The organism is Thioclava sp. NG1 (assembly GCF_003122275.1).
In the GTDB taxonomy this organism is placed as follows: domain Bacteria; phylum Pseudomonadota; class Alphaproteobacteria; order Rhodobacterales; family Rhodobacteraceae; genus Thioclava; species Thioclava nitratireducens.
In genome coordinates this window covers 114,859-137,530 of record NZ_QFBB01000011.1, presented here as the reverse complement: position 1 = coordinate 137,530, position 22,672 = coordinate 114,859, and the positions used below count along the sequence as shown (strand labels likewise).

Below are 22,672 nucleotides of genomic sequence, written 5' to 3'. Positions count from 1 at the left end.
GTGCCTGACGGAAATGGCCACGCGCTTCGCGCCATTCGCAAGGCTTACGGGAAAGCGCATCAGCATTGCACAGGAAGGTCGACCGTTAACACGGATGATCGCTTCGGTTCTCGATCAGTACGTGCCCGAGGGGGTGCGCTATTCGCGCGCCTCCTGAACACGGCGCGTCTGATGGAGGAGCGCGCCTTCAGCACGGTGTCACGCTAGACTACTCGCCGCCTGCAACAAGAAGCGGAGCTTGCGGGGGAGCGAGGGACAGATCGTCGTGCTTCTTTCCCGCGGGAAATCGCTGGTCAGGACTTCGAATGTGTCGTTGCGAGGTCGCGCGGAGCCGCAACGGGTGCGTGTGAGGGAAAAGTGCCGCGTGACAGGATCGTGCCGTTCTCATCGACAACGAGGCGTAGAGCGCGACCGCCAAAGTAGAAGGTCAGCCGCCACCGCCCGGCATCTTCGTCGACACCGGCCTCGCATTTGCTTGTGACCTCGCCGTCGCGGAGTTTCGCGAGAACATCGGATGGTGGGAGGCCGAAAGCGCGTCCAACGAGTTCTGCGTCGACCGTGAAACCCTCAGTGGTGAAAGACACGTTACGCATCGCTATCTCCTTTCAGACCGCAGATGGAACAGTGGCCGGCAAGGCGATGTCTGCCAGCGTCGAACGATCGAGTTCTGCCAAAAACGCGGTCTCTGCGGCGCGGAGTCTACCCTTCAGGCCGCAGACGGGGGTAATGCAGCACGCGCCGTCAGGCGAAAAACATTCGACAATGGCCTGGTCCTGCTCGAGAAGCCGCACGAGGTCTCCAAGAACGATCTCGTGGGCGGGGCGGCCGAGCATTGCGCCGCCACCGGTCCCGCGCCGCGTGGTCACGAAGCCGTGCCGGGCCAGGCGCTGAATGACCTTATTCAGGTGGTGACGAGAGATACCGAACTCATCGGCGATCTCGGCTGTCGAGAAGGCACGCTCCGGCGCGCTGGCCATCCGCATCAGCGCTCGGAGTCCGAAATCTGTGAAACTGGTCAGGCGCATATGGTGCCTCCAACAAACAAGCATCAGAAATACTTGTTATAGGCTCAGGCCCGATCGCGCAATGATCTTCGTATCAAGTCAGTCATATTCAGGTGCGACCCTCGGTTCCGTCGATCCAGTATCGATGGTCAGCGAGCGACAATCGTCACGCGATCAGCCTTGCGGCACCGCGGCCCGCCGCGCTGCGCGGGCAGCCATGCTGTTTCGCACTGAACGTCTAGTTCTATCCCGCGCGAATTGCGAACAGGCCTGTGCGGGAGGAGTACCCAGCTTGCCATAGGCGCGCTTGCGGTAGGTAATCACTGTGGAGTGGGTGATGCCGAGCTCCAGCACGATAGCCTCGAATTTGCGGCCAGAGAGGATACCAAGGCAGACGGCGAGCTCGCAGTAGCTAAGCACCGTAAGCGGGGCCGGGACGCCGGTTTCGAGGGCGCGCTCGAAATGCAGCAGGGCGAGCGGCCGGGCCAGTCGGGCAAGCTCCGGATCGCAGACGTCGCCCTCCGCGTCGACCGCATAGAAGCTGACGAAGAGACGCAATGGCTCGTCTACGGCGAGCACCGTGGTCTCCGCTTTGAGCCGCGGCCGTTGACCGGGCGATCTCTATTCCAATGTCGTGGACGAACGAACGTCCCGCTTATAGAAAAGTTAGCTCGCAATCCCGTTAGAAAACAAGAGCACCATATATGCTGCATAGGCGGCCAACATCAGCGCACCCCACAGGCGTCCAATCTTCTTAGTAGCGAACAGTAAGCCCAGCAGTATGAGAGACGATGCCAGCATGACTGGCGTGTCGATCTCGCGAAAGCGCGTGCTGACTTCGATCGGCTGGATCACGACCGTGACGCCGAGGATCGCGACGATGTTGAAGATGTTCGAGCCGATTACATTGCCGAGCACCACATCGGGGTGACGCCGGATCGCCGCGACTATACTGGTGGCTAGCTCGGGAAGCGACGTTCCGATGGCCACGAGCGATAGACCGATTACCGCGTCGGGCACCCCGAACTCGCGGGCGAAGTTTACTGCCCCTTCGACCAGTAAGTCCGCTCCGAACACGAGAGCGGCAATGCCAATAATGACCAAGAGCGGCGCAAGCCAAGGTCGCGGTAGCGGAATGTCTTCGAACTCCTCAGCTTCATGTCGAAATGCCGTTGCCTGGCGGTTGCGTTTTTCCAGCCAGTAGCTGGAAAAGAGGTAACCTGCGAGGACGAGAAGCATTGCGATACCTTCGATCTGAGTGATGATTTCACCCTGAACAAGAGCGTAGGCCGCCAGCGAAACAAGTGTTGCGACCAGCGCCTCGCGCACAGCTGTTCGCGCCCAACCGAGGATCGGTGTGATAACTGCTGCCACGCCGACAATGAGCAGAATGTTCGCGATGTTCGAGCCTACGACGTTACCCAAAGCAATCTCGGGCGCGCCGTCTATGGCTGCGTTCACGGAAACAAGCAGTTCCGGTGTCGACGTGCCGAAACCGACGATGATCAGACCGATTAAAAGCTTTGAGATGCCGAGGCGCTCGGCAATTGCGACGGAGCCGCGCACGAGCCCTTCGCCGCCGACAAAAAGAAGAACAAGGCCGGCAGCCACGAGGAGGAGGTCATGCAACATTTCTATTTCTGTCCCAAAGTTGTGCTCGCCTAAGTAGACGTTTCGCCATGATTTAGTGCGCCGGATACAGGGAAAGAATAGGAAGGCTGCATATTCACGAGCGGACCGGTCGGTATTCCGCCAAAGTGTCTTGATCCGGTGACCTGCCCTGTCGCAAATTCCTCAAGTAGTGTAGGGTCTGCGCCGACTCTGAAGGAGCAGACAAATTCGGCCGCCTCATCAGCAGTTTCGAGCGCCGCTCGCGCCGGAAATTCTGAAGCATGCGCTGTAGATATGCCCCCCACACAAATCTTGTAACGAGCTGCACGGCGATGCCCACCACTCGGTGGTGATCGACGAGCCACTCCATCTTTTCCTCTTGATCAGCCTATCATGTCAGCCTGGCAGCAACGCGGAAAGCACGCGAACGGGTCCGACGATAGGCGGGGACCCCAAGCGGGTAGCGCTCACGGTCCATACCAGTCATTGGCCGGCCTCCTGACCGCCGCGACGCGGCGTCTCCAAACCTGCCGTTCATTTCAAAGAACAGCGATTGTGCAAGTCGGGCAACCGCGCAGCGGACGGAGCAGAGGTTCGTTTCCAGATTTTCGGCTTGCTCTCTACGAGACGCACCAAGCCCATAGAGCAATTGACCGAGGTCGGGTGCGCCGTCCGGGACAGTTATTGTGACCTTCAGATCAGCTACATCTCGAGCCCGATGTCAGCGCGCAAATTGGTAAGCTGGTAGCCGCGGAAGCCGCACACACGGGCTATCTCGATCGTGATCGGGAGCGAGACGACATGACCAAAGAAGGGTCCTCCCCTAAAGTGATTGTAAAGAAGAGTTGGCTTGCTCAGGATCAAAGCGGCGGTCCAGGGATCCACTACCGTAGCGACGCTCCAGAACAGAGGCTCAGACATGGAGACCCAGAAGGATCATCATCGCCTCGAAGCAATCGCTATGGCCACGAAGCGAATGCTGTTGCCGTTGGTCGCACTATCGCTGGGTGTCGGCGGAATAGCCTATCTTACCGGTCGGTCGGATCTGACAGATGTGACATGGGCCGCCGGCACCGTGGTCGCGCTCTTAGCGCTTGTCCTCTCGATCGGCGCGCGTATCAGGCGAGGAGAACTTGGCCTCGACCTTATTGCCGCACTGGCGATGGGGGGGGCACTTCTGCTCGGTGAGCACCTGGCGGGTATAATCATCGCTGTGATGTTCACGGGGGGAGAGGCGCTCGAGGACCTCGCCCAACGTCGCGCGCAGCGTGAGTTGACCGCCCTGCTGAGCCGTCTGCCGCGCACGGCAGCACGATATCGGGATGGTGGCGTCGAAGAAGTATCAATCGAGGATATTCAGATCGGGGATCGCCTCCTTGTTCGGCATGGTGAGTGTGTGCCAACTGACGGAACAGTCGTCATGGGGTCCGCATTGCTCGATGAGTCAGCGGTTACAGGCGAGGCCATTCCAGTTCATCGCAGAGTGGCTCAGACGGTGCTGAGCGGTTCCATAAATTCTGGCAATCCCTTCGACCTCAAGGTCTCGGCCGCGGCGGATCAGAGCACCTATGCCGGGATCGTGCGACTGGTGCGAGAGGCACAGAAGTCGAAGGCACCCATCGCCCGGATGGCCGATCGGTTCGCGCTCGCTTTCCTCCCGCTGACACTTGCGCTCGCCGGCGCCGCGTGGATCGTAAGCGGAAACCCTGACCGGGCACTCGCGGTTCTCGTCGTAGCGACGCCCTGTCCGCTAATCTTGGCGGTGCCAGTTGCCATCATTTCCGGGGTCTCGCGCTGCGCTGCTAAAGGGGTTCTCGTCAAGGGGGGCGGCGCTCTCGAAACACTGGCGCGTGTCCGCACGGTCCTATTCGACAAGACCGGCACGGTGACCGCAGGCAGCAACCGCCTCGTCGATTTGAAGGTGCCGCATGACGCGAACCCCAAGGAGATCCTGCGTCTTGCAGCCTCTGTGGACCAGGGATCCCAACATGTGATCGCAGAAGCGCTCGTCGCCGCCGCTCGGGAGCGCGGGCTCGAACTCGTGGCGCCTTCGGTGGTGAGGGAAGTTCCCGGAGCGGGAGTCGAGGGTCAGATCGGCGGTAGGCACATCGTTGTCGGCGGTTGGGATTTCGTAGCCGGACAGGTGACGCAGTCCGACTTCAGAACAGAACTCGACCGATGGATTCGGCGATCGGGGACTGTAAGCGTTCTTGTCGCGATAGACGGCGAGATCGCTGGCGCCTTTCTATTTGCAGACGAAGTCCGACCAGAAGCCGGAACCGTTCTACGTCGACTGCGCGATACAGGGACAGAAAGAATCGTTCTTGCAACTGGGGACCGCTCAGACCTCGCGGCGAATGTAGCCTCTTTCCTTGGCGTGGATTATGTCGTCTCCGAGATGGAGCCGGCTGACAAGATCCGGATCGTCGAGGCCGAGCGCGCGACGCGTGGCCCGGTCATGATGGTCGGGGATGGTGTCAACGACGCGCCGGCCTTGGCCGCTGCCGATATCGGGGTCGCTATGGGGGCAAGAGGCGCGGCGGCGTCCTCCGAGGCAGCCGATGTGGTCATCCTGTTGGATCGCCTGGACCGCCTTGCAAGTGCAATAGCCATTGCCCGCCGATCTCGACAAATTGCACTGCAGAGCGTCTACGCCGGAATGGGAATGTCCGGGGCGGCAATGGTTGTCGCGGCCCTCGGGTATCTCACGCCGGTGCAGGGTGCCATCCTTCAGGAGGCAATCGATGTCGCAGTCATTTTGAATGCCCTGCGTGCACTTGGCCCTCCGATCCGGGATCGCCTTACGAAAGCGCAGATTCCTGCCAAGATGCTATCCAAGCTTGAGGAAGAGCATCGGGAGCTAGCGGACGTTCTCGAGACCATCAATGCAGTCGCTGATGGTTCGCGGCATTCAACTGCCGCGGAACTGCGGCGCGATCTTGAGGCGCTCGAACACATGCTCAGCGAAAGGCTATTGCCACATGAAATGCACGACGATCGAGAAATTTATGCGAGTATTCGCAGAAATTCCGATGATCACGACGCTCTGGCAGGCATGAGCCGAACCCACATGGAAATGAACAGGATGGTCCAGGATCTTCGAAAAATGCGCGAGGTCCTGGGGCGGACCGAACCTGACGACGGGGATCGCTACGAGCTTCAGCGTCTGCTACATGGCTTTGCCGCAGTCGTGAAGCTGCACTTTGCCCAAGAAGAGGAAATCTACCGCTCGCTTGAGTCGCGCTGAGTCCACAATAGCCCCCGACCAACTTCATGGCATTTGGGTCGGACGCCCTGAATGGAGTCCTGACGCGCCTCTCGAACTGGCGTGGAGGGCTTTAAGCGAGCACGCCCGGACGTGCGGGCAATTTCCTCGACTTTCAGTGGTGATGGTCCGGCTCTTCCATTCTGAAACGCCGCTGCCCCGCCCGGGCGCGGTGGCTTGGCCTCAAGCTACATGTCGATGTCGCGATCGCGGGCGGCCCCACGCAGCCAGACGCCGGGTAGGGCTGGCGCCCAGAAACGCGTCGTTGTCTGTTTCGACTTGCTTGGCGTCAGCCGCGGTCAAATTTGTTGGCAGGTCTCGCAATCGCTGATGCAAGCGCACCGCTACTTGAGACAGCTGCGCAGAACGGAGGAGAAATCCTCAACGCCTCTTCTTCGCTCGTCCTCGTCGTCCACACCAAGCACATGGTGCTGGAGATGCTCGTCAATTAGTTCGTGGGTGAGGCCGGCCATGGCGCACCGAACGGACGAGACCAGGTGCAGGATCTCCCCACAGTCCTTCTCCTCGTTGATGGCGCGCTCAATTGCTTCCATCTGCCCGCGCATCCGCCGGATGCGTCCGAGAACTTTCGTCTTTTCGCCGGTCAGATCACTCATCTCGTCAGTCTTGCGTAGGATAGGGGGTATAGGTATCTGCGCTGTGTTTGCTTGTAGTGCCAAGAGTTGCCCTTCACGGCGTTTTGCTCGATTACCAAGCTGAGCCCCAGCTTCAGGTTGGGGCATCGTCAATCCACGAGGCCACAAATGTCCACGACCATCAAACTCGCGATCGGCAGCATCGTCGTCGGCGTGATCGTGCTGGCGATCAAGACATTCGCATGGTGGATTACCGGATCGGTTGCGCTCTTTTCAGACGCACTCGAGAGCACAGTCAACGTGGCGACGGCAATCGCGGCGCTCATCGCGATCCGCGTTGCGGCGCGTCCCGCGGACGCGACGCATCCCTACGGTCACGACAAGGCCGAATTCTTCAGCGCCGTTTTAGAAGGTGTGATGATCATCGTCGCCGCCCTGCTTATCCTGCGCGAAGCGTATTTCGGGTTCCTGAACCCGACCCCCCTCGATCTACCTATTGAGGGCCTGCTTGTGAACAGTGGGGCAACCGCCATCAACGCGGTCTGGGCTTGGATACTTGTCTCACGCGGCAAGGTCGAAAAGTCACCCGCCCTCATCGCTGACGGCAGGCACCTCTTCACCGATGTTGTGACCTCCGGAGGAGTGGCTGTTGGAGTGCTCCTGGCGACCGTTTCGGGCTGGTGGATTCTTGATCCCCTGATGGCAACCGGTGTTGCCATCAATATCCTCTGGTCGGGGTGGAAGATCGTGAAGGAGTCCCTGAGCGGGTTGATGGACGAGGCAGTGCCGCAAGGCACGCTCGAGACCGTGCGCGAGATTATCGCCAAAGAAGCCGATGGGGCGCTGGAAGCCCATGATCTACGCACCAGACATGCCGGAAGTGCAACTTTCATTGACTTCCATCTTGTGGTCCCTGGTGAAACCACAGTGTTCAATGCGCACGAGATCTGTGATCGCGTAGAGGCCGCTTTGAAGGAGAACGTGCCAGGCGCGATGATCACCATTCATGTAGAGCCAGAGCACAAGCAGAAGCACTCGGGAATCGTCGTTTTGGATTGAAGTTGTATGGGTCACTCCTTCAACCTTTTCGCGGATCGCACCGAGTTTTTTGAGTTTTTGTCGCACTCAGTATGGCCACAACAGTGACGTGCGAGACGCGCTCCGCAGAAATCGTTGAAATCGACTTTACCAGCGAAGTCTTCGTGGTCAGCCCTGTCCCGTCTTCCAATCCTTGTTGCTGTAGCTCTAAACAATCCGCCATGTAGCGATGCAGAAATTGGTCTGCGCGTCACGCGTTTGAATGTCGGCTTCTGTCTGAATGGCCCGACGGACTTGCGATCGCAGCGAACGTCCGGTTTCCGCCCAAAAAAACGTCTGGCACATCCCCGTCAAACCCAAAGTGGCAGAGCATCGATTGCCGGGCGCATCAGGTTGGGTGGGGTCGGCTTGTGGTAAGTCTTCTCGTGAATATCGCGCCCTTCATGGCCCACGATGTCGCGAATGATCTTATCGTCGATTGCCGCGTGTTCGAGCGCGTTCTGAACGTAGTGGCGGAAGCTGTGGAAAGATAGCGCCGCGCCATCGGCACCCAGCGTATCATCGATGATTTGTCTCATCCGACGCCCGAGTTTCTTGCCGTGCTTGCCACTCTTCGGTTCCCGAAGGTCCGGAAACAGATCAGGGTGCCCGGCACGCTTCATCTTCGTCACATGGTCGAGAAACCCGAGCTCGATCAGGCGCACATGGATCGGCACGGTGCGACAAGAGGAGAGCGTTTTGACACGGCGCTGCTCGGTCTCACGGATAGAAATGCAAGGAATGCCGTCGACCTCGATGATGTCCTCGGGCGACAAGCCTGCGATCTCTTCGCGCCGTGCCCCGGTAACCGCGCCGATCAGAGGGCACCAATAGATGCCGTTGCGATAGATCGTCTTGCCCGGACGTGTCTGGAAGTATTCTGTCTCAGAGCCCGTCCAGACCGGGTTTTGGAACAGCGCCTCGAGTTGGAGTGGGGTGAATGCATCCTTCTTCTCGCTCTCGCGCACAGTTTCTTTACGGCGCAGCTTGCTCGGATCGAGGCGTGGGTCGATCAAGAAGCCCTCATCGGCGGCCCAGGTCGCGACCTGACCGAGATGATCGAGGTGCCGATTGATCGTGCCGGTCGAGAGGCCCACCTGATCGGCGGGCAGGGCGGCAGCACGCGCCATAACCTCGTCGCGGGTCGCGGTGCGATCCTTCGGGCTCTTCCCCCAGCTTTTCGGAATTTTCAAGAGCGCGGCACGGAAGGCGGTCGCATCAGCCTGGCGGACCCGCCGGATATCCGTGATCCCGGTGAGAAGCGTAAACAAATCGCCAAAACTACGATATTGGCGCAGCGTCTTCTCTTCGATACCTTCCTCGCGTTTCATCGTGATCAAGCGCTCGATCACACCGTCGAGCGAGGGATCAAGAGCAGGGTCTTGGGCAGGCTGCGACACCACAGAGGGCGTTCGCGCCGCATTTTCTGGAGGGAAATTAGGCGCCGCGCAATGCGGTTCGGGCCCCAGCAGGTCGGACGGTGTCTGGGCGGCCAAGTCATCGGCCAGGGCCTCGATCGGCTCAAGAGCTGTATCGTTGCCGGCCCACGCGGCCCGCTTGCCAGAAATCAGTAGGCTCATGAGGGTTACCACCTCAAAGGCAGAACTTGCCGGACGCCCGGTCAGATCCTGAAACTCCCTTGCGATGATACGCCTGCGGCTATCGCTGGCAAGGTCGCGGCGATACAGGTCGATCGTCGACCTCAACAGATCAGAAGCACCTTCGGGTGCCTCAGCATTCAGTCCCGACCGTGCCAGATATGCCCAAGCGTCCCGCGCGGCCTCGTTTTGGCGCAAATCATCGAGCGGATCGAGGGAGTCGAACCGGCGCAGCAATTGCAGCTTTTCGATCTTCGCCCGCTCGCGCTTGATTACATCCGCCAGCCAGGCGCGCGCCTCCTGAGGCGAGATCTCGGTCCTGATGATGCCATCCATGAATGTGTCGCTCTTCGCACTAATCTTACGGGCTAAGATAATCGCAACACGGCGATCCGTCGTCCCCAAGGAGAGCTTCAGGTCGACGAATTTTGTGGAAAACACCCGGATCCGACGGCGCCATTGATAGGCGGTGCCGCGACGGGAGAGATGAGGTTGGCCGTGCATGGTCTTGCGTCGTCCTTGTTTCGGACGGACCTACGCAAAACGCGGGTGATGGAACACCCGTATGCCACACCTACGAAGCCATGAAAGGCTTTTTGTAGCTAAATCAACACCCTGGAGGGGAAGATGGCTCCGGCGGTAGGGATCGAACCTACGACCAATTGATTAACAGTCAACTGCTCTACCGCTGAGCTACGCCGGAACATGTGAGGGTGTATATGAATCTCGAATTGGGATGTCCAGAGGGTTCTGGCGAAAAAATTCAGGCTTTCGTCACGTCAGCGAAAATAGCGCCTCCGGGCGCAGGTCGGGCGCGGCGATGACTTCGTTTTGTACCGACATTTCAACGAGATGGGCGAAGACATTCCGTTCGGCGGCTGGCAGGAGGGCTGCGGGCACGTCAGTGTATATCGCGCGGGTGAGCGTCTGCGGGGTGGCGGGGCGCTCTGCCAAGGCGCTTCGGATCTGCGCGGTGCGGGCGTCGCGATGTGCGCGCTGACTCGCGATCAGCGTTCGCGGATCGGTCACCGGCTCGCCATGGCCGGGATAGAGAATGTGCGGGCGGAGTGCCTCGATGCGCGCGAGGGAGCGATAATAGTCGCCCAGATCGCCGTCGGGCGGTGAGATCAGTGTCGAGGACCAGCCCATCACCACATCGCCGGTCAGAAGCGCATCGCCCATCGCGAAGCTCAGATGGTTGCAGAAATGACCGGGCGTATGCAGCGCGGTGAGCGACCAGTCGCCATGGCTCAGCGTCTCGCCATCCTCGATAAGGATGTCGGGGTCGAACGCGTGATCGACTCCTTCACCGCCGCCCGCATGTCCACGCGCAGCAAGTTCCGCCATCACAGGCGCGCGCCCGGCCTCGGGCGGGCCGAAGGCAAGGATGGGCGCGCCCGTGGCCTCGGCCAAGAGCCGCGCGCCGGGGGAATGGTCGAGATGGGCATGGGTGACGAGGATATGGCTGACGCGCTCTCCCGAGGCGAGCGCGTCGAGCAGCGCCTGAAGATGGGCGGGATCGGCGGGACCGGGATCGACCACCGCGACCTCGCCTGTGCCAATGACATAGGTGCAGGTGCCGGTATAAGTCATGGGGGACGGGTTCGGAGCCACGATCCGACGCAAGCCGGGCTGCAATTCTTCCATCTTTCCCTCCGTCGCGGCCATCGCTAGGGTTCTGGCATGAATTTTCGCTGGCTGAAACAGATGATGCCGCGCGGGCTTTATGGGCGGGCCGCGTTGATCCTGATTCTGCCGGTGGTGACGATCCAGCTGGTGGTATCCGTCGTCTTCATCCAGCGCCATTTCGAACGTGTCACGCAGCAGATGACCGAAGGGATGGTGCGCGAGATCGCGCTGCTCGATCAGGTCGCGACCAATGCGCCGACGGCAGAGGTTGCGCGCGAACGGCTCGACGTGCTCGACAAGACACTGAACTTCACCTCGCAATTCCCGGCGCCGACGGATCTTGCGTCGCAGCGGGGGGATACGCGCAACTTCTTCGATCTCACCGGGATCGTGGTGATCTCGACCCTGCGCACCAATCTGTCGCAGATTCGCTCGATCGTTCTCGACAACACCACCAACTCCGTGCGGGTGGTGCAAGAAACGCCGAACGGGCCGCTGGCGGTGACCTTCGCGCGCAGTCGGGTGTCGGCGTCGAATCCCCACCAATTGCTCGTCCTGATGGTCTTTGTTTCCATTCTGATGACGCTGATCGCCTATATCTTCCTGCGCAATCAGCTGCGCCCGATCCGCAGACTGAGCCATGCGGCGGAGGAATTCGGCAAGGGGCGCAACCTGAATTACCGCGTCTCGGGGGCGACGGAGGTGCGCGCCGCGGGCCGCGCCTTCCTCGACATGCGCAACCGGATCGAGCGGCAGATCGAGCAGCGCACGCTGATGCTCTCGGGTGTCAGCCACGATCTGCGCACACCGCTCACGCGTCTGCGGCTCGGGCTGTCGATGATGGAGGAGACGGACGAGGTCCGCGCGATGGAGCGCGACGTCGACGAGATGGGTCGCCTTGTCGATGCCTTCCTCGATTTTTCGCGCGACGGCGCCTCGCATGGCGAGCCGGAGACGCTGCCGATCTGCGGCTTCGTCGAAGGCGTGGTGGAAGACATGCGGCGGATGGGCCGCGACGTGACGCTCGTCGATTGCGATACGGAGGAGGAGGCGACTTTCCGTCCCGATGCGCTCAAACGCGCGCTGGCAAACCTGATCGGCAATGCGGTCCGCTACGGCACCCGCGCCGAGATTAGCGTCTCGATCGCGCGCACGGGATGGCGAATCGCGGTGCATGACGACGGCCCTGGCATCCCGCCCGAACGCCGCGAAGAGGCGATCCTGCCCTTCACGCGGCTCGATCCGGCGCGCAATCAGGATCGCGGGCAGGGGGTGGGCCTTGGCCTCTCGATCACCGCTGACATCCTGCGGCGCCATGGCGGATCGCTGAAACTCGGGCGATCCGAACGGCTTGGCGGCTTGATGGCCGAGATGATCCTGCCGCGGTGAGCGGCTACACGTTCGATCACGCGCGCGCACGAACCGCTCACGGCAGCGAGATCGCCTCTTGCGGCCTGTCCCGGGGCCACGCATTGTGACGGATGAGTGACATGGCCTAGTTGAATGGACGCTTCGCGGCTCCTAGATATTGGGTCGAACAGGGGAGGGACGTGGTCGCCGAAAATGGGGCCGGACCCTCCTGCCAAGAGAGGAACGCCGATGACCGAATTTAGCTCTGTCACCCATCCGGTCCTGCCGTTGCGCGATATCGTGGTTTTCCCCCACATGATCGTGCCGCTCTTCGTCGGGCGCGAGAAATCCGTGCGCGCACTCGAAGAGGTGATGGCGGATGACCGTCAGATCTTGCTCGCGAGCCAGATCGACCCGTCGCAAGACGACCCCGACACAGACGGGATTTTCCGCGTTGGCGTGCTCGCCAACGTGCTGCAACTGCTGAAACTGCCTGATGGCACCGTGAAGGTTCTGGTCGAGGGCAAGAGCCGCGTGCGCATCAGCGAGTTCGTCGAGAATGACGACTACTTTGAAGCGAATGCCGAGCCGCTGATCGAAACCGAGGGCGATGTGGAGACGATCCGCGCGCTGCTGCGTTCGGTCGCCGAGGAATTCGAGCGCTACGCGAAGATCAAGAAGAACATCCCCGAAGAGGCGCTCTCGGCCGTGGCCGACGCGACCGAAGCGGACAAGCTGGCCGATCTCGTCTCGGGCCATCTGGGGCTGGAAGTGGCCCAGAAGCAGGAGCTTCTGGAAACGCTCGACGTCTCCGAACGGCTGGAGCGGGTCTACGGGCTCATGCAGGGTGAGGTCTCGGTTCTCCAGGTGGAGAAAAAGATCAAGTCCCGTGTGAAAACGCAGATGGAGAAGACCCAGCGCGAGTACTACCTGAATGAGCAGATGAAGGCCATTCAGAAGGAACTCGGCGATGGCGAAGACGGCCAGAACGAGATCCTCGAGCTGGAAGAGCGCATCGAGAACACGAAGCTTTCCAAAGAGGCCAAGGAAAAGGCAGAGGCCGAGCTCAAGAAGCTCAAGTCGATGTCGCCGATGTCGGCGGAAGCCACCGTCGTGCGCAACTATCTCGACTGGATGCTGTCGATCCCGTGGGGCACCAAATCCCGCGTAAAGAAAGACCTCAGCAAGGCGGAGGCCGTGCTTGATGCCGATCACTACGGGCTCGAGAAGGTCAAGGAACGCATCGTTGAGTATCTTGCGGTGCAGGCGCGCTCGGCCAAGCTGAAAGGCCCGATCATGTGCCTCGTGGGTCCCCCCGGCGTGGGTAAGACCTCGCTGGGCCGGTCTGTCGCCAAGGCAACGGGGCGCGAATTCATCCGCATCTCGCTTGGCGGCGTGCGCGACGAATCCGAGATCCGCGGCCACCGTCGGACCTATATCGGCTCGATGCCCGGCAAGATCATTCAGGCGCTGAAGAAGGCGAAAACCACGAACCCGCTGATCCTGCTCGACGAGATCGACAAGATGGGTCAGGACTTCCGTGGCGACCCGGCTTCGGCCATGCTTGAAGTGCTCGACCCCGAGCAGAACGCGACCTTCGTGGACCACTATCTCGAAGTGGAATACGACCTCTCGAACGTGATGTTTCTGACGACGGCGAACTCCTACAACATGCCGGGCCCGCTTCTGGACCGGATGGAGATCATCCCGCTCGCCGGCTACACCGAGGACGAGAAGGCCGAGATCGCCAAGCAGCACCTGATCCCGAAGCAGATCAAGGGTCACGGGCTCAAGAAGAACGAGTTCGAACTGACCGATGGCGCGCTGACCGACGTGATCCGCTACTACACCCGCGAGGCGGGCGTGCGGAATCTCGAACGCGATATCGCGAAGCTCGCCCGGAAAGCGGTGACCGAGATCATCAAGTCGAAGGGTCAGATCAAGCACATCACCGTCGATGAGGCGAAGGTGGGCGAATATCTGGGCGTCAAGAAGCACCGCTACGGTCTGGCCGAGAAGGAAGATCAGGTGGGCGTCGTGACCGGCCTCGCCTGGACCTCCGTGGGCGGCGACTTGCTGCAGATCGAAGCTCTGCGCCTGCCGGGTAAAGGCCGGATGAAGACCACCGGTAAGCTGGGCGACGTGATGAAGGAATCGATCGACGCGGCATCCAGCTACGTCCGCTCGGTCGCGCCGCAATTCGGCATCAAGCCGCCGCGCTTCGAGAAGTGGGATATTCACGTCCACGTGCCGGATGGCGCGACGCCGAAAGACGGGCCCTCTGCGGGTCTGGCGATGGTGACCTCCATCGTCTCGGTGTTGACCGGAATCCCGGTGCGCAAGGATATCGCCATGACCGGCGAGGTCAGCTTGCGTGGCAACGCGATGCCGATCGGTGGCTTGAAAGAGAAACTGCTCGCGGCACTGCGTGGTGGGATCAAGACGGTGTTCATCCCCGAGGAGAATGAAAAAGACCTCGCGGATATCCCCGACAACGTGAAGGAAGGGCTGGAGATCGTTCCGGTCACTCACGTTCGCGAAGTCCTCGCCCGCGCGCTGGTGCGTCAGCCCGAGCCGGTCGATTGGGACGAAGAGGCCGAAGAGGCGGCAGCCGCCGCCGCAGCCGCGGCCAAATCGGACGCACAGGGCGCAACCGCGCACTGATCGGCTTTGGATTGAAAACGAAAACGCCCGTCGCATATCGCGGCGGGCGTTTTTGCATCTGAAGGCATTTGCACGTAACCTCCTTTTATTCCGGTCAAAAAAGGAGCCGCCATGGCCAAGAGCCAGAAGCCGAAATCGACCCGCAAGCCCCCCGTCGCGACGCCCGCGACACCTCCGGCCTCCGCCGCGACGCTCACGCCGGCAGCTCCTGATCCGGGGGCCGAGGCGAAGGCGCTCGTGCGCAAGCGAAGCTTCGTGGATCGGGTGATGGTCGAGGCTGGCGTGAAGCGCGGCGAGGCGAAAGCAATGTCGGAGGCCGTGCTGAAAGTTCTGGGCGAGGCGCTCTCGGAAGGCGAGGAACTCAGCATCCCGCCGCTCGGCAAGCTGAAGATCAACCGCCAGTTCGAGAAGAACGGCGACGAGATCCTCGTGGTCAAGCTGCGCCGCCCTTCGGGCATGCTGGAGGCCGTCGCGGCAGAGGCGGATGGCGCCGTGCAGGCCGAGGTCGACGCCTTGGAAAGCGAGGTCGAAAACCGGGGCTGAGATTTCGTCGAAAACCCTCTTGCGGAGCCAGAAGCGGGGCGCTAAAAGCCCGCCACGGAGGGCGATTAGCTCAGCGGTAGAGCGCATCGTTCACATCGATGATGTCGGGGGTTCAAATCCCTCATCGCCCACCATTTTCCTACGAAGGCGCGTCTTGAACAGACGCGCCTTCGTCGTTTTCCGGTTAGTTTTCTGCGCCCCGCGGCGTCAGATTATGGGCCAGACAGCACGCCAGAGAAGCGCCCGAGGCGCGAGACGCGGAGGATGCGATGACCGACACGATGCCGATGAACGAAACGCCCCCCGACGAGGGGCTGCGCGTCTCCGATTGTCCGGACTGGCTCTATCTGCTGCGGGAATTCGACACGCTCTACCGTCATGGCTCGGCGGGCGGCAGTCGCCTCATCCGCAGCCACCGCAAACGGGTGCGCGACACGCTCTCGCAGATCATCGACACCAATCCCCCAGTGACGCCGCGCCAGCCGCAGCCGAAACCGGTGACCGCGCATCTGTCGCGGGCCCTCGATCTGGGCGAGCGCGGTGCGGTGGCGGGCATGGCGCGGGCGCTGTCGCGTGTCGCGAGCCAGCTGACATGGGAATATGGCTACGAGAAAGTGCCGAAGGCGCTGGCACGTAAATATGCCTATTGCGAGGTGCTGGGCCCGCGCGGTCCGGTGGCCTCGGATCGGCTGGTGCTGGGATTCGTCCTGTTCGCGCCGCGCACAACCTATCCGCAGCACAGCCATAAGGAGATCGAGGAAAGCTATATCTCGGTCGCGGGCCCGTGGTCGGAAAATGACACTGCGGTGCATGCGCCGGGGTCGCTGATCCTGAACCGACCCGATCACGAACACCGCATCACCACGGCCGATCTCGATCCCTGCCTGCTCGCCTATGCCTGGGTCGGGCCGGAAGCGCGCCTGACCGCGCCGGGAATGAAACTCTCCTCGACCCGCAAGGCGCGGATGCGCGAAGGCATCTGAGCCCTTGATCCCCGCGCAAGGCGGAGCTAGAGGAGGGGTCGGGGGCGGTTAGCTCAGTTGGTAGAGCGTCTCGTTTACACCGAGAATGTCGGGGGTTCGAGTCCCTCACCGCCCACCATTCCCCATGAATAATATTGATATCAACTGCTTGCGTGGCGTTGCGCGACCGCGCTCAGACTCTGTTCGCGCATGGCTCTATGATATGCGCGCCGCGATGCTACCTTTCCCTCAACCACAGGAAAGGAGCGCTCCGATGAGCTGGAACCCCGCCCTCGACCCCGAAATTCCGATCGGCGATGCCGTCGACGCCATTGAAACCGTTATCGCGCCCCGAGCGCGCGACCTTGGTGGATTCGAGGTGCGCCGCGCCTTGCCCTCGGCTGCACGCCAGATGATCGGCCCGTTCATCTTCTTCGACCAGATCGGCCCGGTGGAGTTCCTCTCCGGCCAGCGCGGCATCGACATTCGCCCGCACCCGCATATCGGGCTCGCGACTGTGACCTACCTGCTGCAAGGCCGCCTGCATCACCGCGATTCGCTGGGCACCGATCAATGGATCACGCCGGGCGCGGTGAACTGGATGAGTGCGGGCTACGGCATCACCCATTCCGAGCGCACTGACGGCAAGGTCCGCGACACCGGCCAGCATCTCGCGGGTATCCAGACATGGGTTGCGCTGCCGGAGGATCAGGAAGAGGGGCAGGCGGCGTTCAAACATGTGGGTGCCGAAGCGCTTCCCGAATTGCAGGCCGAGGGCAAGACCGTGCGGCTGGTGCTGGGCGATGCCTGGGGCGCGCATGCCCCGATCGATCTGCCCTCCGAGATGTTCTACGCCGATGCAAAGCTCGATCCGGGCGCGCAGATCCCGCTGCCTGACAATCACGAGGATCGCGGGGTTTATGTGCTGCAAGGCTCCGTAACCGTCGCGGGCGAAACCTACGAGGAAGGTCGGATGCTCGTTTTCCGCCCCGGCGACCGGGTGTCGCTCAAGGCGGGCGGGCAGGGCGCCCGGCTGATCGTTCTGGGCGGGGCGACCATGGGCGGTCCGCGTTATATCTGGTGGAATTTCGTGGCCTCCTCGCGCGACAAGATCGACGCGGCCAAAGAGGCATGGCGCGCGGGCGACTGGGCGCATGGCCGATTCCAACTGCCGCCCGCGGATGATGCGGAGTTCATTCCCGCGCCGGAACGTTGATTGCATCCGCCGAGAAAGGGGGCGCTGCCCCCGTCGCCGGACGGCGACAAAACTAAAAGAAGAGGGGGCTCCGCCCCCGACCTTCGGTCTCTCCCGGGATATTTCTGCCAAGGGGAAGCAGAAAGCGCATCTCATCGGCGCGCGTGTGGGCGCGATAAATAAGGGCCGCGGACGCGCACTGAGGAGCCGCGATTTGCTTGCCCGAACGGCAGGTGAAAATTCGTCGGATTTTTGCTCTCAGGCCGCTTGACGGGGGCAGGTCGCCCGCGTAATACCCTCCCCACGCTCGGACGGCGATCCGGGCAGATGATGCGAGCGGTTGTAGCTCAGTTGGTTAGAGTACCGGCCTGTCACGCCGGGGGTCGCGGGTTCGAGCCCCGTCAACCGCGCCATCATCCGGATCGCCCCGAGCGCAGATGCGCGGTTGTAGCTCAGTTGGTTAGAGTACCGGCCTGTCACGCCGGGGGTCGCGGGTTCGAGCCCCGTCAACCGCGCCACTTTCCCCCCTTCTACGGTAAAGTTGCGTTTGTGAAACGCGCATCTGTCGCTTATATCCGGGCGAAGTTTCGGGAGGAGCGCATGCGCTGGATCAAGCAGTTTTTCGACCACATCACCCTGCTGCAAGCAGTCCTGTTCGCGGGTCTGCTGGGTCTCGCGCCATTCACCCCAGAGCCACATATTTGGGAAAAGCTGAAGATGTTGGCGGCGGGCACGCTGGTGCGTACGGTCGATTGGTTCGATCTGGTCATGCACGGGCTCCCGTGGGTCGTGCTGGCGGTGAAGCTGGCGCAATGGGTGAAAACCGGACAGACCGGGAAATCCGGTAGGGGTGCGTAATGAAAGACGACATGGACGCCAAAGGGCTGATCGAGACGATGGGCGCTGCCGCGCGGGCGGCCGCGGCGGAACTGGCCTTCGCCAGCGCCGAGGTAAAGCAGAAGGCGCTGGAAGTGGCGGCCGATGCGGTGCTCGCGCGTAAAGATGACATCATCACCGCAAATGGCGAGGACATGGCCTACGGGGCCGAGAAGGGGCTGAGCCCCGCGATGATGGATCGGCTGATGCTGGACGATGCGCGGATCGAGGCGATCGCCAAGGGTCTGCGGGCGGTGGCAGCGCAACGCGATCCGGTGGGCGACACGATCGCGGAATGGGACATGCCCTCGGGGCTGCATATCAAGCGCGTGCGCACGCCTCTGGGCGTGATCGGCGTGATCTATGAATCGCGGCCCAACGTGACGGCGGACGCCGGCGCGCTGTGCCTGAAATCGGGCAATGCGGTGATCCTGCGCGGCGGCTCGGAGAGCTTCCATTCCAGCCGTGCGATCCATGCCTGCCTGCTCGAGGGGCTGCGTGCGGTGGGGCTGCCCGAGGCGGCGGTCCAGCTCGTGCCGACCCGCGACCGCGCCGCCGTGGCCGAGATGCTGCGCGCGACCGAATTCATCGACGTGATCGTGCCGCGCGGGGGCAAGGGGCTCGTCGGTCTGGTGCAGGCCGAGGCGCGTGTTCCGGTCTTCGCCCATCTCGAGGGCATCTGCCATATCTATGCCGACGGGGCAGCCGATCTGGAACAGGCGCGGGCCGTCGTGGTGAACGCCAAGACCCGGCGCACCGGGATTTGCGGCGCGATGGAGTGCCTTCTGATCGACCGCGCCTTCTGGAAGAAACATGGCGGCGTGCTGATCGAAGACCTGCTCAAAGCAGGCGTCGAGGTGCGCGGCACGGGCGATTTGCTGCAAATCGAGGGCGTCACCGAGGCAAGTGCGGAAGATTTCGGGCGCGAATTCCTCGATATGATCTGCGCGGCGAAGATCGTCGATGGCGTGGATGGCGCGATCGAACATATCCGCCGCTATGGCAGCCAGCACACGGAATCGATCCTGACCGAGAATGACGCCGCCGCCGACCGCTTCTTCGAGCGGCTCGACAGCGCGATCCTTATGCGCAACGCCTCCACCCAATTCGCCGATGGCGGCGAGTTCGGCATGGGCGCAGAGATCGGTATCGCGACCGGCAAGATGCATGCGCGCGGGCCGGTAGGCGCCGAGCAGCTCACCTCGTTCAAGTACCTGGTGACCGGGCACGGCACGGTGCGTCCCTGAGCGCACCGTACCCTCCGATTTTAGCCTGACGCGGTCGCTGTCAGAAGGCGATCGTGCCGCCTTCGGAGTCGACCGACCAATCGAGTCTGCGACCCTGCCGCGCCGCCTCGCGCGGCAGGAGCGCGAATTGCACCCGCGTGGGCGTCAGGTCCAGCGGCTCCCCATCGAGCGCCGCGAAGGCCGCACGATCGGGTCGCGCTTTCTCGGCGCGCGCCGTGATCATCCAGCCGTCGCCGCAGGGCATCGCGCGGATATCGCCGCCGAAGGGCAGCGCGGTTTCGAGGCAAAGCATCGCGAGAAGCGCCAGTTTCACCTCGGCGCGCGGCGTCTCTCCCGGCGCCCGCCAATCGTATTCCACGCGGCTCTGAGCGGAGACTTCGCCCAGCAACCCGGTGATTTCCGCTTCGCTCAACTGCTGATCGGGTCCGGCGCGTCCAAAGGCCAGCCGGAAGAACTTGACGCGCGCATTCGCCGCCGCCACGCTTTGCGAAATGAGCTCCACCTCCGGGCCGGGCGCTTCGCTTGTCATGGTGAGCAATTCTACCCCATTGCCGATGGCCCCGATCGGGCTGATAAGGTCATGGCACAGGCGCGATGCGACAAGTTCGATCAAATCAGCGTCCTCCGCACCCGCATTCGCGGTCTCGAATGGCATCAAACTCTCCAGAAGGTGAAATGTGATCTATGAAATCCTAGAACCCGGCATGCTGGTCAGGAATCCCGCCCAGCCCGACTGGGGCACTGGCCAGGTGCAATCGCGTATCGGCGAAAAGGTGACGGTCAATTTTGAACATGAAGGCAAGCTTGTCCTGGACGGTCGGCGGGTCGCGTTGGAATTGGTTTTCTCTGAACAAAGTTGATGAAACGTTAACAGGCGCGTGAGGTCACGCGAGAAATTCCGTCAACCGGAGGATGTGGCGCATCGCCCCCCGTCGTGATGCGTCCATGACACGCTCCGCGCCGCGCGATATTGCCAATCCGGGCGCGGCTTTCTAAACCGGGCCAGCGAATATCGGCAGGAGGACGCCCGTGATCGACAGCGCCGCATTCGAAATCAGGCTGGCCCGCGATGCCGCCGATCTCGTGGCGTCGCAGCGGCTTCGCTACCGCGTTTTCGTCGAAGAACTCGGCGGCGGCGGCGAGACGGTCGATCACCAAAATCGTCTGGAATGCGATCGGCTCGACGCGATCTACGATCATCTTCTGCTGGTCGATCCCGCACGCGCTGAAGGCGAGCATGTGGTGGGCGCCTACCGGCTGCTACCTTCGGATCGGCTGGAGCGGGCAGGGCAATTCTATTGCGATAGCGAATACGACCTCTCGCCGCTGGTCGGCACCGGGCGCAAGTTGCTGGAGCTTGGGCGCTCCTGCGTCGATCCGGACTATCGGGGCGGGGCGGCAATGCTGCTTTTGTGGAATGCGCTGGCCGATTACGTCCTTGCCCATGACATCGAGATTCTCTTCGGCGTTGCGTCCTTCCACGGCACCGATGCCAAGAAGCTGAAAGCGCCGCTGTCGTGGTTGCATCACCATCACCTAGCGCCCGCGCACATGCGTCCGCGCGCGCGGCCAGAGGCGTTCCAGCCAATGGACCTCGTGCCTGAGGCGGCGCTGGATCGGCGTGCGGCGCTGGCCGAAATGCCCAATCTGATAAAGGCCTATCTGCGGCTCGGCGGCTTCGTGGGCGAGGGGGCTTTCATCGACTATCCGTTCAACACGACCGACGTTCTCCTGCTCATGGATACCAAGGCGATGAGCGACAAGCATCGCAGCTTCTACACCCGTCGTTTTGAGGGCCGCGCGTGAGCTGGATCGAGGACGAGCCCGATCCAAAGCAGTTCGGCGCGCTCGATTGGATGCGGGCGGGGCTGCGCGGTCTGATCTGGGGGCTGATGCTGCTGATCGGGCTTGTAGTGCTGCTGCTGGTGCGTCTGGTGGAGCGCCCGGTTCACGGGCTGGCGCGGCCCTGGACGCCGTGGATCACGCAAGCGGTCTGCCGGATGAGCTTCCCGATCCTCGGGATCTCCTATCGCGTCACGGGGCGTCCGATGACCAAGATCGGGGCGGTAGTCGCAAATCACGGATCGTGGCTCGATATCTTTGCGCTCAACGCCTGCCAGCGGGTCTATTTCGTCTCCAAGGCCGAGGTCGCCAAATGGCCTTTCGTCGGCTGGCTCGCGCGGGCCACGGGCACGGTTTTCATCAAGCGCGATCCGCGTGAGGCAAAGACGCAGCAGGGGCTGTTCGAGGATCGCATCCGGGCGGGCCATCACCTACTGTTCTTCCCCGAGGGCACCTCGACCGATGCGCGCCGGGTGCTGCCCTTCAAGCCGACGCTGTTTCAGGCATTCTACAGCCATGGGCTGGAGCGCGTGATGCAGATCCAGCCGGTCACCGTGGTCTACACGCCCCCCGCGGGCGAGGATGTGCGGTTCTATGGCTGGTGGGGCGATATGGAGTTCGGGCCGCATCTGATCAAGGTGCTGGCACAGGCGCGGCAGGGCGCGGTCGAAGTGGTGTTCCACGCGCCGCTCTCGGTCTCCGACTATCGCTCGCGCAAGGAGCTTGCATGGGCTGCGGAAAGCGCCGTGCGTCGCGGCTTGCCTTACGAGATCGCACGCGCGCGGTAATAGGCCAGCACGTAGAGGCGGATTGCCGTGGCAAGGCCCGTCTCGGTGCCGCGATCCACATCAATTTCGGCTGCCAACTCGTTGATGCCTAATGATTTCTCATGGGCGATATCGCGGAAGGCACGCCAGAATTCATCCTCCAGCGTGACCGAGGTGCGGTGCCCGCCCAGCGTCAGGGAGCGTTTCTTCGGTCGGCTCATTCGTCGTGCTCGCGCTGATGGCCGTCGAGATCGCGCCGCTCTTTCGTGGCGCGGCTTTCCTGCAGCGTTTTCTCGGCCTTGCTGCGACCGAATTTCTCAGCATTCACAGAGCTTTGCTCGCGCTTCTTCACGCGCGCCTGCTGTTTGCGGAACTGGTTGAGATTGGTGACCTTGCTCATGAGCAAAGAGTGCCACAGCCGATCGTATCGGAAAAGGGGCTTGGGC

The 22,672-nt window shown here is 62.0% G+C and carries 22 protein-coding genes and 5 tRNA genes; 16 read left to right on the top strand and 11 right to left on the bottom strand.

Annotated elements, in window-relative coordinates; genetic code table 11:
- Positions 1-293 precede the first annotated feature (293 nt).
- The 4 genes from DEM26_RS17815 to DEM26_RS17800 form a co-directional block, all read right to left on the bottom strand.
- Positions 294-593, bottom strand: coding sequence for a DUF6522 family protein (locus DEM26_RS17815; protein ID WP_088724190.1), 300 nt, complete (start codon positions 591-593; stop codon positions 294-296).
- A gap of 12 nt (positions 594-605) precedes the next feature.
- Complete coding sequence (locus DEM26_RS17810) at positions 606-1,025, bottom strand: Rrf2 family transcriptional regulator (RefSeq protein WP_088724191.1); 420 nt, start codon at positions 1,023-1,025, stop codon at positions 606-608.
- Between the two features lie 153 nt (positions 1,026-1,178).
- Positions 1,179-1,583 carry a helix-turn-helix transcriptional regulator gene (locus DEM26_RS17805; protein WP_088724192.1) on the bottom strand — a complete coding sequence of 135 codons (405 nt, stop codon included), beginning with the start codon at positions 1,581-1,583 and terminating at the stop codon, positions 1,179-1,181.
- An 87-nt stretch (positions 1,584-1,670) separates the two neighbouring features.
- Positions 1,671-2,636 carry a calcium/sodium antiporter gene (locus tag DEM26_RS17800; protein WP_088724193.1) on the bottom strand — a complete coding sequence of 322 codons (966 nt, stop codon included), beginning with the start codon at positions 2,634-2,636 and terminating at the stop codon, positions 1,671-1,673.
- Positions 2,637-3,534: 898 nt separating this feature from the next.
- Here DEM26_RS17800 and DEM26_RS17785 point away from each other — a divergent pair.
- Entirely contained in the window at positions 3,535-5,862 is a 2,328-nt protein-coding gene (locus DEM26_RS17785) for a heavy metal translocating P-type ATPase (RefSeq protein WP_199224697.1), read from the top strand.
- A gap of 362 nt (positions 5,863-6,224) precedes the next feature.
- On the opposite strand, the gene DEM26_RS17780 is transcribed toward DEM26_RS17785, so the two are convergent.
- On the bottom strand, positions 6,225-6,497 hold the full coding sequence (locus DEM26_RS17780) for a metal/formaldehyde-sensitive transcriptional repressor (RefSeq protein ID WP_088728053.1): 273 nt from the start codon (positions 6,495-6,497) through the stop codon (positions 6,225-6,227).
- Between the two features lie 147 nt (positions 6,498-6,644).
- Here DEM26_RS17780 and DEM26_RS17775 point away from each other — a divergent pair, with 147 nt between their 5' ends.
- Positions 6,645-7,535: a cation diffusion facilitator family transporter gene (locus tag DEM26_RS17775; RefSeq protein ID WP_088728052.1), complete on the top strand. Its 891-nt coding sequence runs from the start codon at positions 6,645-6,647 to the stop codon at positions 7,533-7,535.
- Between the two features lie 329 nt (positions 7,536-7,864).
- Here DEM26_RS17775 and DEM26_RS17770 read toward each other — a convergent pair whose 3' ends face one another.
- The 3 genes from DEM26_RS17770 to DEM26_RS17760 all read right to left on the bottom strand — a co-directional run bounded on the left by DEM26_RS17770 (position 7,865) and on the right by DEM26_RS17760 (position 10,798).
- Positions 7,865-9,487 carry a site-specific integrase gene (locus tag DEM26_RS17770; RefSeq protein ID WP_233243181.1) on the bottom strand — a complete coding sequence of 541 codons (1,623 nt, stop codon included), beginning with the start codon at positions 9,485-9,487 and terminating at the stop codon, positions 7,865-7,867.
- Positions 9,488-9,779: 292 nt separating this feature from the next.
- A tRNA-Asn gene (locus DEM26_RS17765) sits at positions 9,780-9,854 on the bottom strand.
- A gap of 71 nt (positions 9,855-9,925) precedes the next feature.
- Positions 9,926-10,798, bottom strand: a complete 873-nt coding sequence (locus tag DEM26_RS17760) for an MBL fold metallo-hydrolase (protein ID WP_233243180.1) — start codon at positions 10,796-10,798, stop codon at positions 9,926-9,928.
- Positions 10,799-10,834: 36 nt separating this feature from the next.
- Here DEM26_RS17760 and DEM26_RS17755 point away from each other — a divergent pair, with 36 nt between their 5' ends.
- From DEM26_RS17755 to DEM26_RS17705, 11 genes are all read left to right on the top strand, one after another.
- A complete protein-coding gene (locus tag DEM26_RS17755) occupies positions 10,835-12,169 on the top strand; it encodes an ATP-binding protein (RefSeq protein WP_109172980.1) in 1,335 nt (444 codons plus the stop codon).
- Positions 12,170-12,379: 210 nt separating this feature from the next.
- Complete coding sequence (gene lon / locus DEM26_RS17750; protein ID WP_075774719.1) at positions 12,380-14,794, top strand: endopeptidase La; 2,415 nt, start codon at positions 12,380-12,382, stop codon at positions 14,792-14,794.
- Positions 14,795-14,905: 111 nt separating this feature from the next.
- Positions 14,906-15,337, top strand: a complete 432-nt coding sequence (locus DEM26_RS17745; protein ID WP_109172979.1) for an HU family DNA-binding protein — start codon at positions 14,906-14,908, stop codon at positions 15,335-15,337.
- Positions 15,338-15,396: 59 nt separating this feature from the next.
- Positions 15,397-15,471 (top strand) — tRNA-Val (locus DEM26_RS17740).
- A gap of 135 nt (positions 15,472-15,606) precedes the next feature.
- Positions 15,607-16,320, top strand: coding sequence for a dimethylsulfonioproprionate lyase family protein (locus tag DEM26_RS17735; protein WP_199224696.1), 714 nt, complete (start codon positions 15,607-15,609; stop codon positions 16,318-16,320).
- A 42-nt stretch (positions 16,321-16,362) separates the two neighbouring features.
- Positions 16,363-16,438, top strand: a tRNA-Val gene (locus DEM26_RS17730).
- A 135-nt stretch (positions 16,439-16,573) separates the two neighbouring features.
- A complete protein-coding gene (locus DEM26_RS17725; RefSeq protein WP_109172978.1) occupies positions 16,574-17,515 on the top strand; it encodes a pirin family protein in 942 nt (313 codons plus the stop codon).
- A gap of 315 nt (positions 17,516-17,830) precedes the next feature.
- Positions 17,831-17,907 (top strand) — tRNA-Asp (locus tag DEM26_RS17720).
- Between the two features lie 28 nt (positions 17,908-17,935).
- Positions 17,936-18,012 (top strand) — tRNA-Asp (locus DEM26_RS17715).
- Between the two features lie 82 nt (positions 18,013-18,094).
- Complete coding sequence (locus DEM26_RS17710) at positions 18,095-18,352, top strand: RND transporter (RefSeq protein ID WP_088718736.1); 258 nt, start codon at positions 18,095-18,097, stop codon at positions 18,350-18,352.
- On the top strand, positions 18,352-19,617 hold the full coding sequence (locus DEM26_RS17705; protein ID WP_166504532.1) for a glutamate-5-semialdehyde dehydrogenase: 1,266 nt from the start codon (positions 18,352-18,354) through the stop codon (positions 19,615-19,617). Before DEM26_RS17710 ends, DEM26_RS17705 begins: the two co-directional genes overlap by 1 nt.
- 40 nt (positions 19,618-19,657) lie before the next feature.
- Here the strand turns inward: DEM26_RS17705 and DEM26_RS17700 are convergent, their stop codons facing one another.
- Complete coding sequence (locus DEM26_RS17700) at positions 19,658-20,272, bottom strand: histidine phosphotransferase family protein (protein WP_088718735.1); 615 nt, start codon at positions 20,270-20,272, stop codon at positions 19,658-19,660.
- 49 nt (positions 20,273-20,321) lie between these two features.
- On the opposite strand from DEM26_RS17700, the gene DEM26_RS17695 reads away from it, so the two are divergent.
- From DEM26_RS17695 to DEM26_RS17685, 3 genes are all read left to right on the top strand, one after another.
- Complete coding sequence (locus DEM26_RS17695) at positions 20,322-20,477, top strand: DUF3553 domain-containing protein (protein WP_075776608.1); 156 nt, start codon at positions 20,322-20,324, stop codon at positions 20,475-20,477.
- Positions 20,478-20,646: 169 nt separating this feature from the next.
- Positions 20,647-21,423, top strand: a complete 777-nt coding sequence (locus DEM26_RS17690; protein WP_233243178.1) for a GNAT family N-acetyltransferase — start codon at positions 20,647-20,649, stop codon at positions 21,421-21,423.
- Between the two features lie 50 nt (positions 21,424-21,473).
- The gene (locus tag DEM26_RS17685) at positions 21,474-22,247 is read left to right on the top strand and encodes a lysophospholipid acyltransferase family protein (RefSeq protein ID WP_075776631.1); all 774 of its coding nucleotides are present in this window, start codon (positions 21,474-21,476) and stop codon (positions 22,245-22,247) included.
- Here the strand turns inward: DEM26_RS17685 and DEM26_RS17680 are convergent.
- Complete coding sequence (locus DEM26_RS17680) at positions 22,223-22,447, bottom strand: ribbon-helix-helix domain-containing protein (RefSeq protein WP_109172977.1); 225 nt, start codon at positions 22,445-22,447, stop codon at positions 22,223-22,225. The two genes, DEM26_RS17685 and DEM26_RS17680, sit on opposite strands and share 25 nt — an antisense overlap.
- On the bottom strand, positions 22,444-22,626 hold the full coding sequence (locus tag DEM26_RS17675; RefSeq protein ID WP_109172976.1) for a DUF4169 family protein: 183 nt from the start codon (positions 22,624-22,626) through the stop codon (positions 22,444-22,446). The genes DEM26_RS17680 and DEM26_RS17675 overlap by 4 nt, the downstream gene beginning before the upstream one ends.
- Positions 22,627-22,672: the final 46 nt, after the last annotated feature.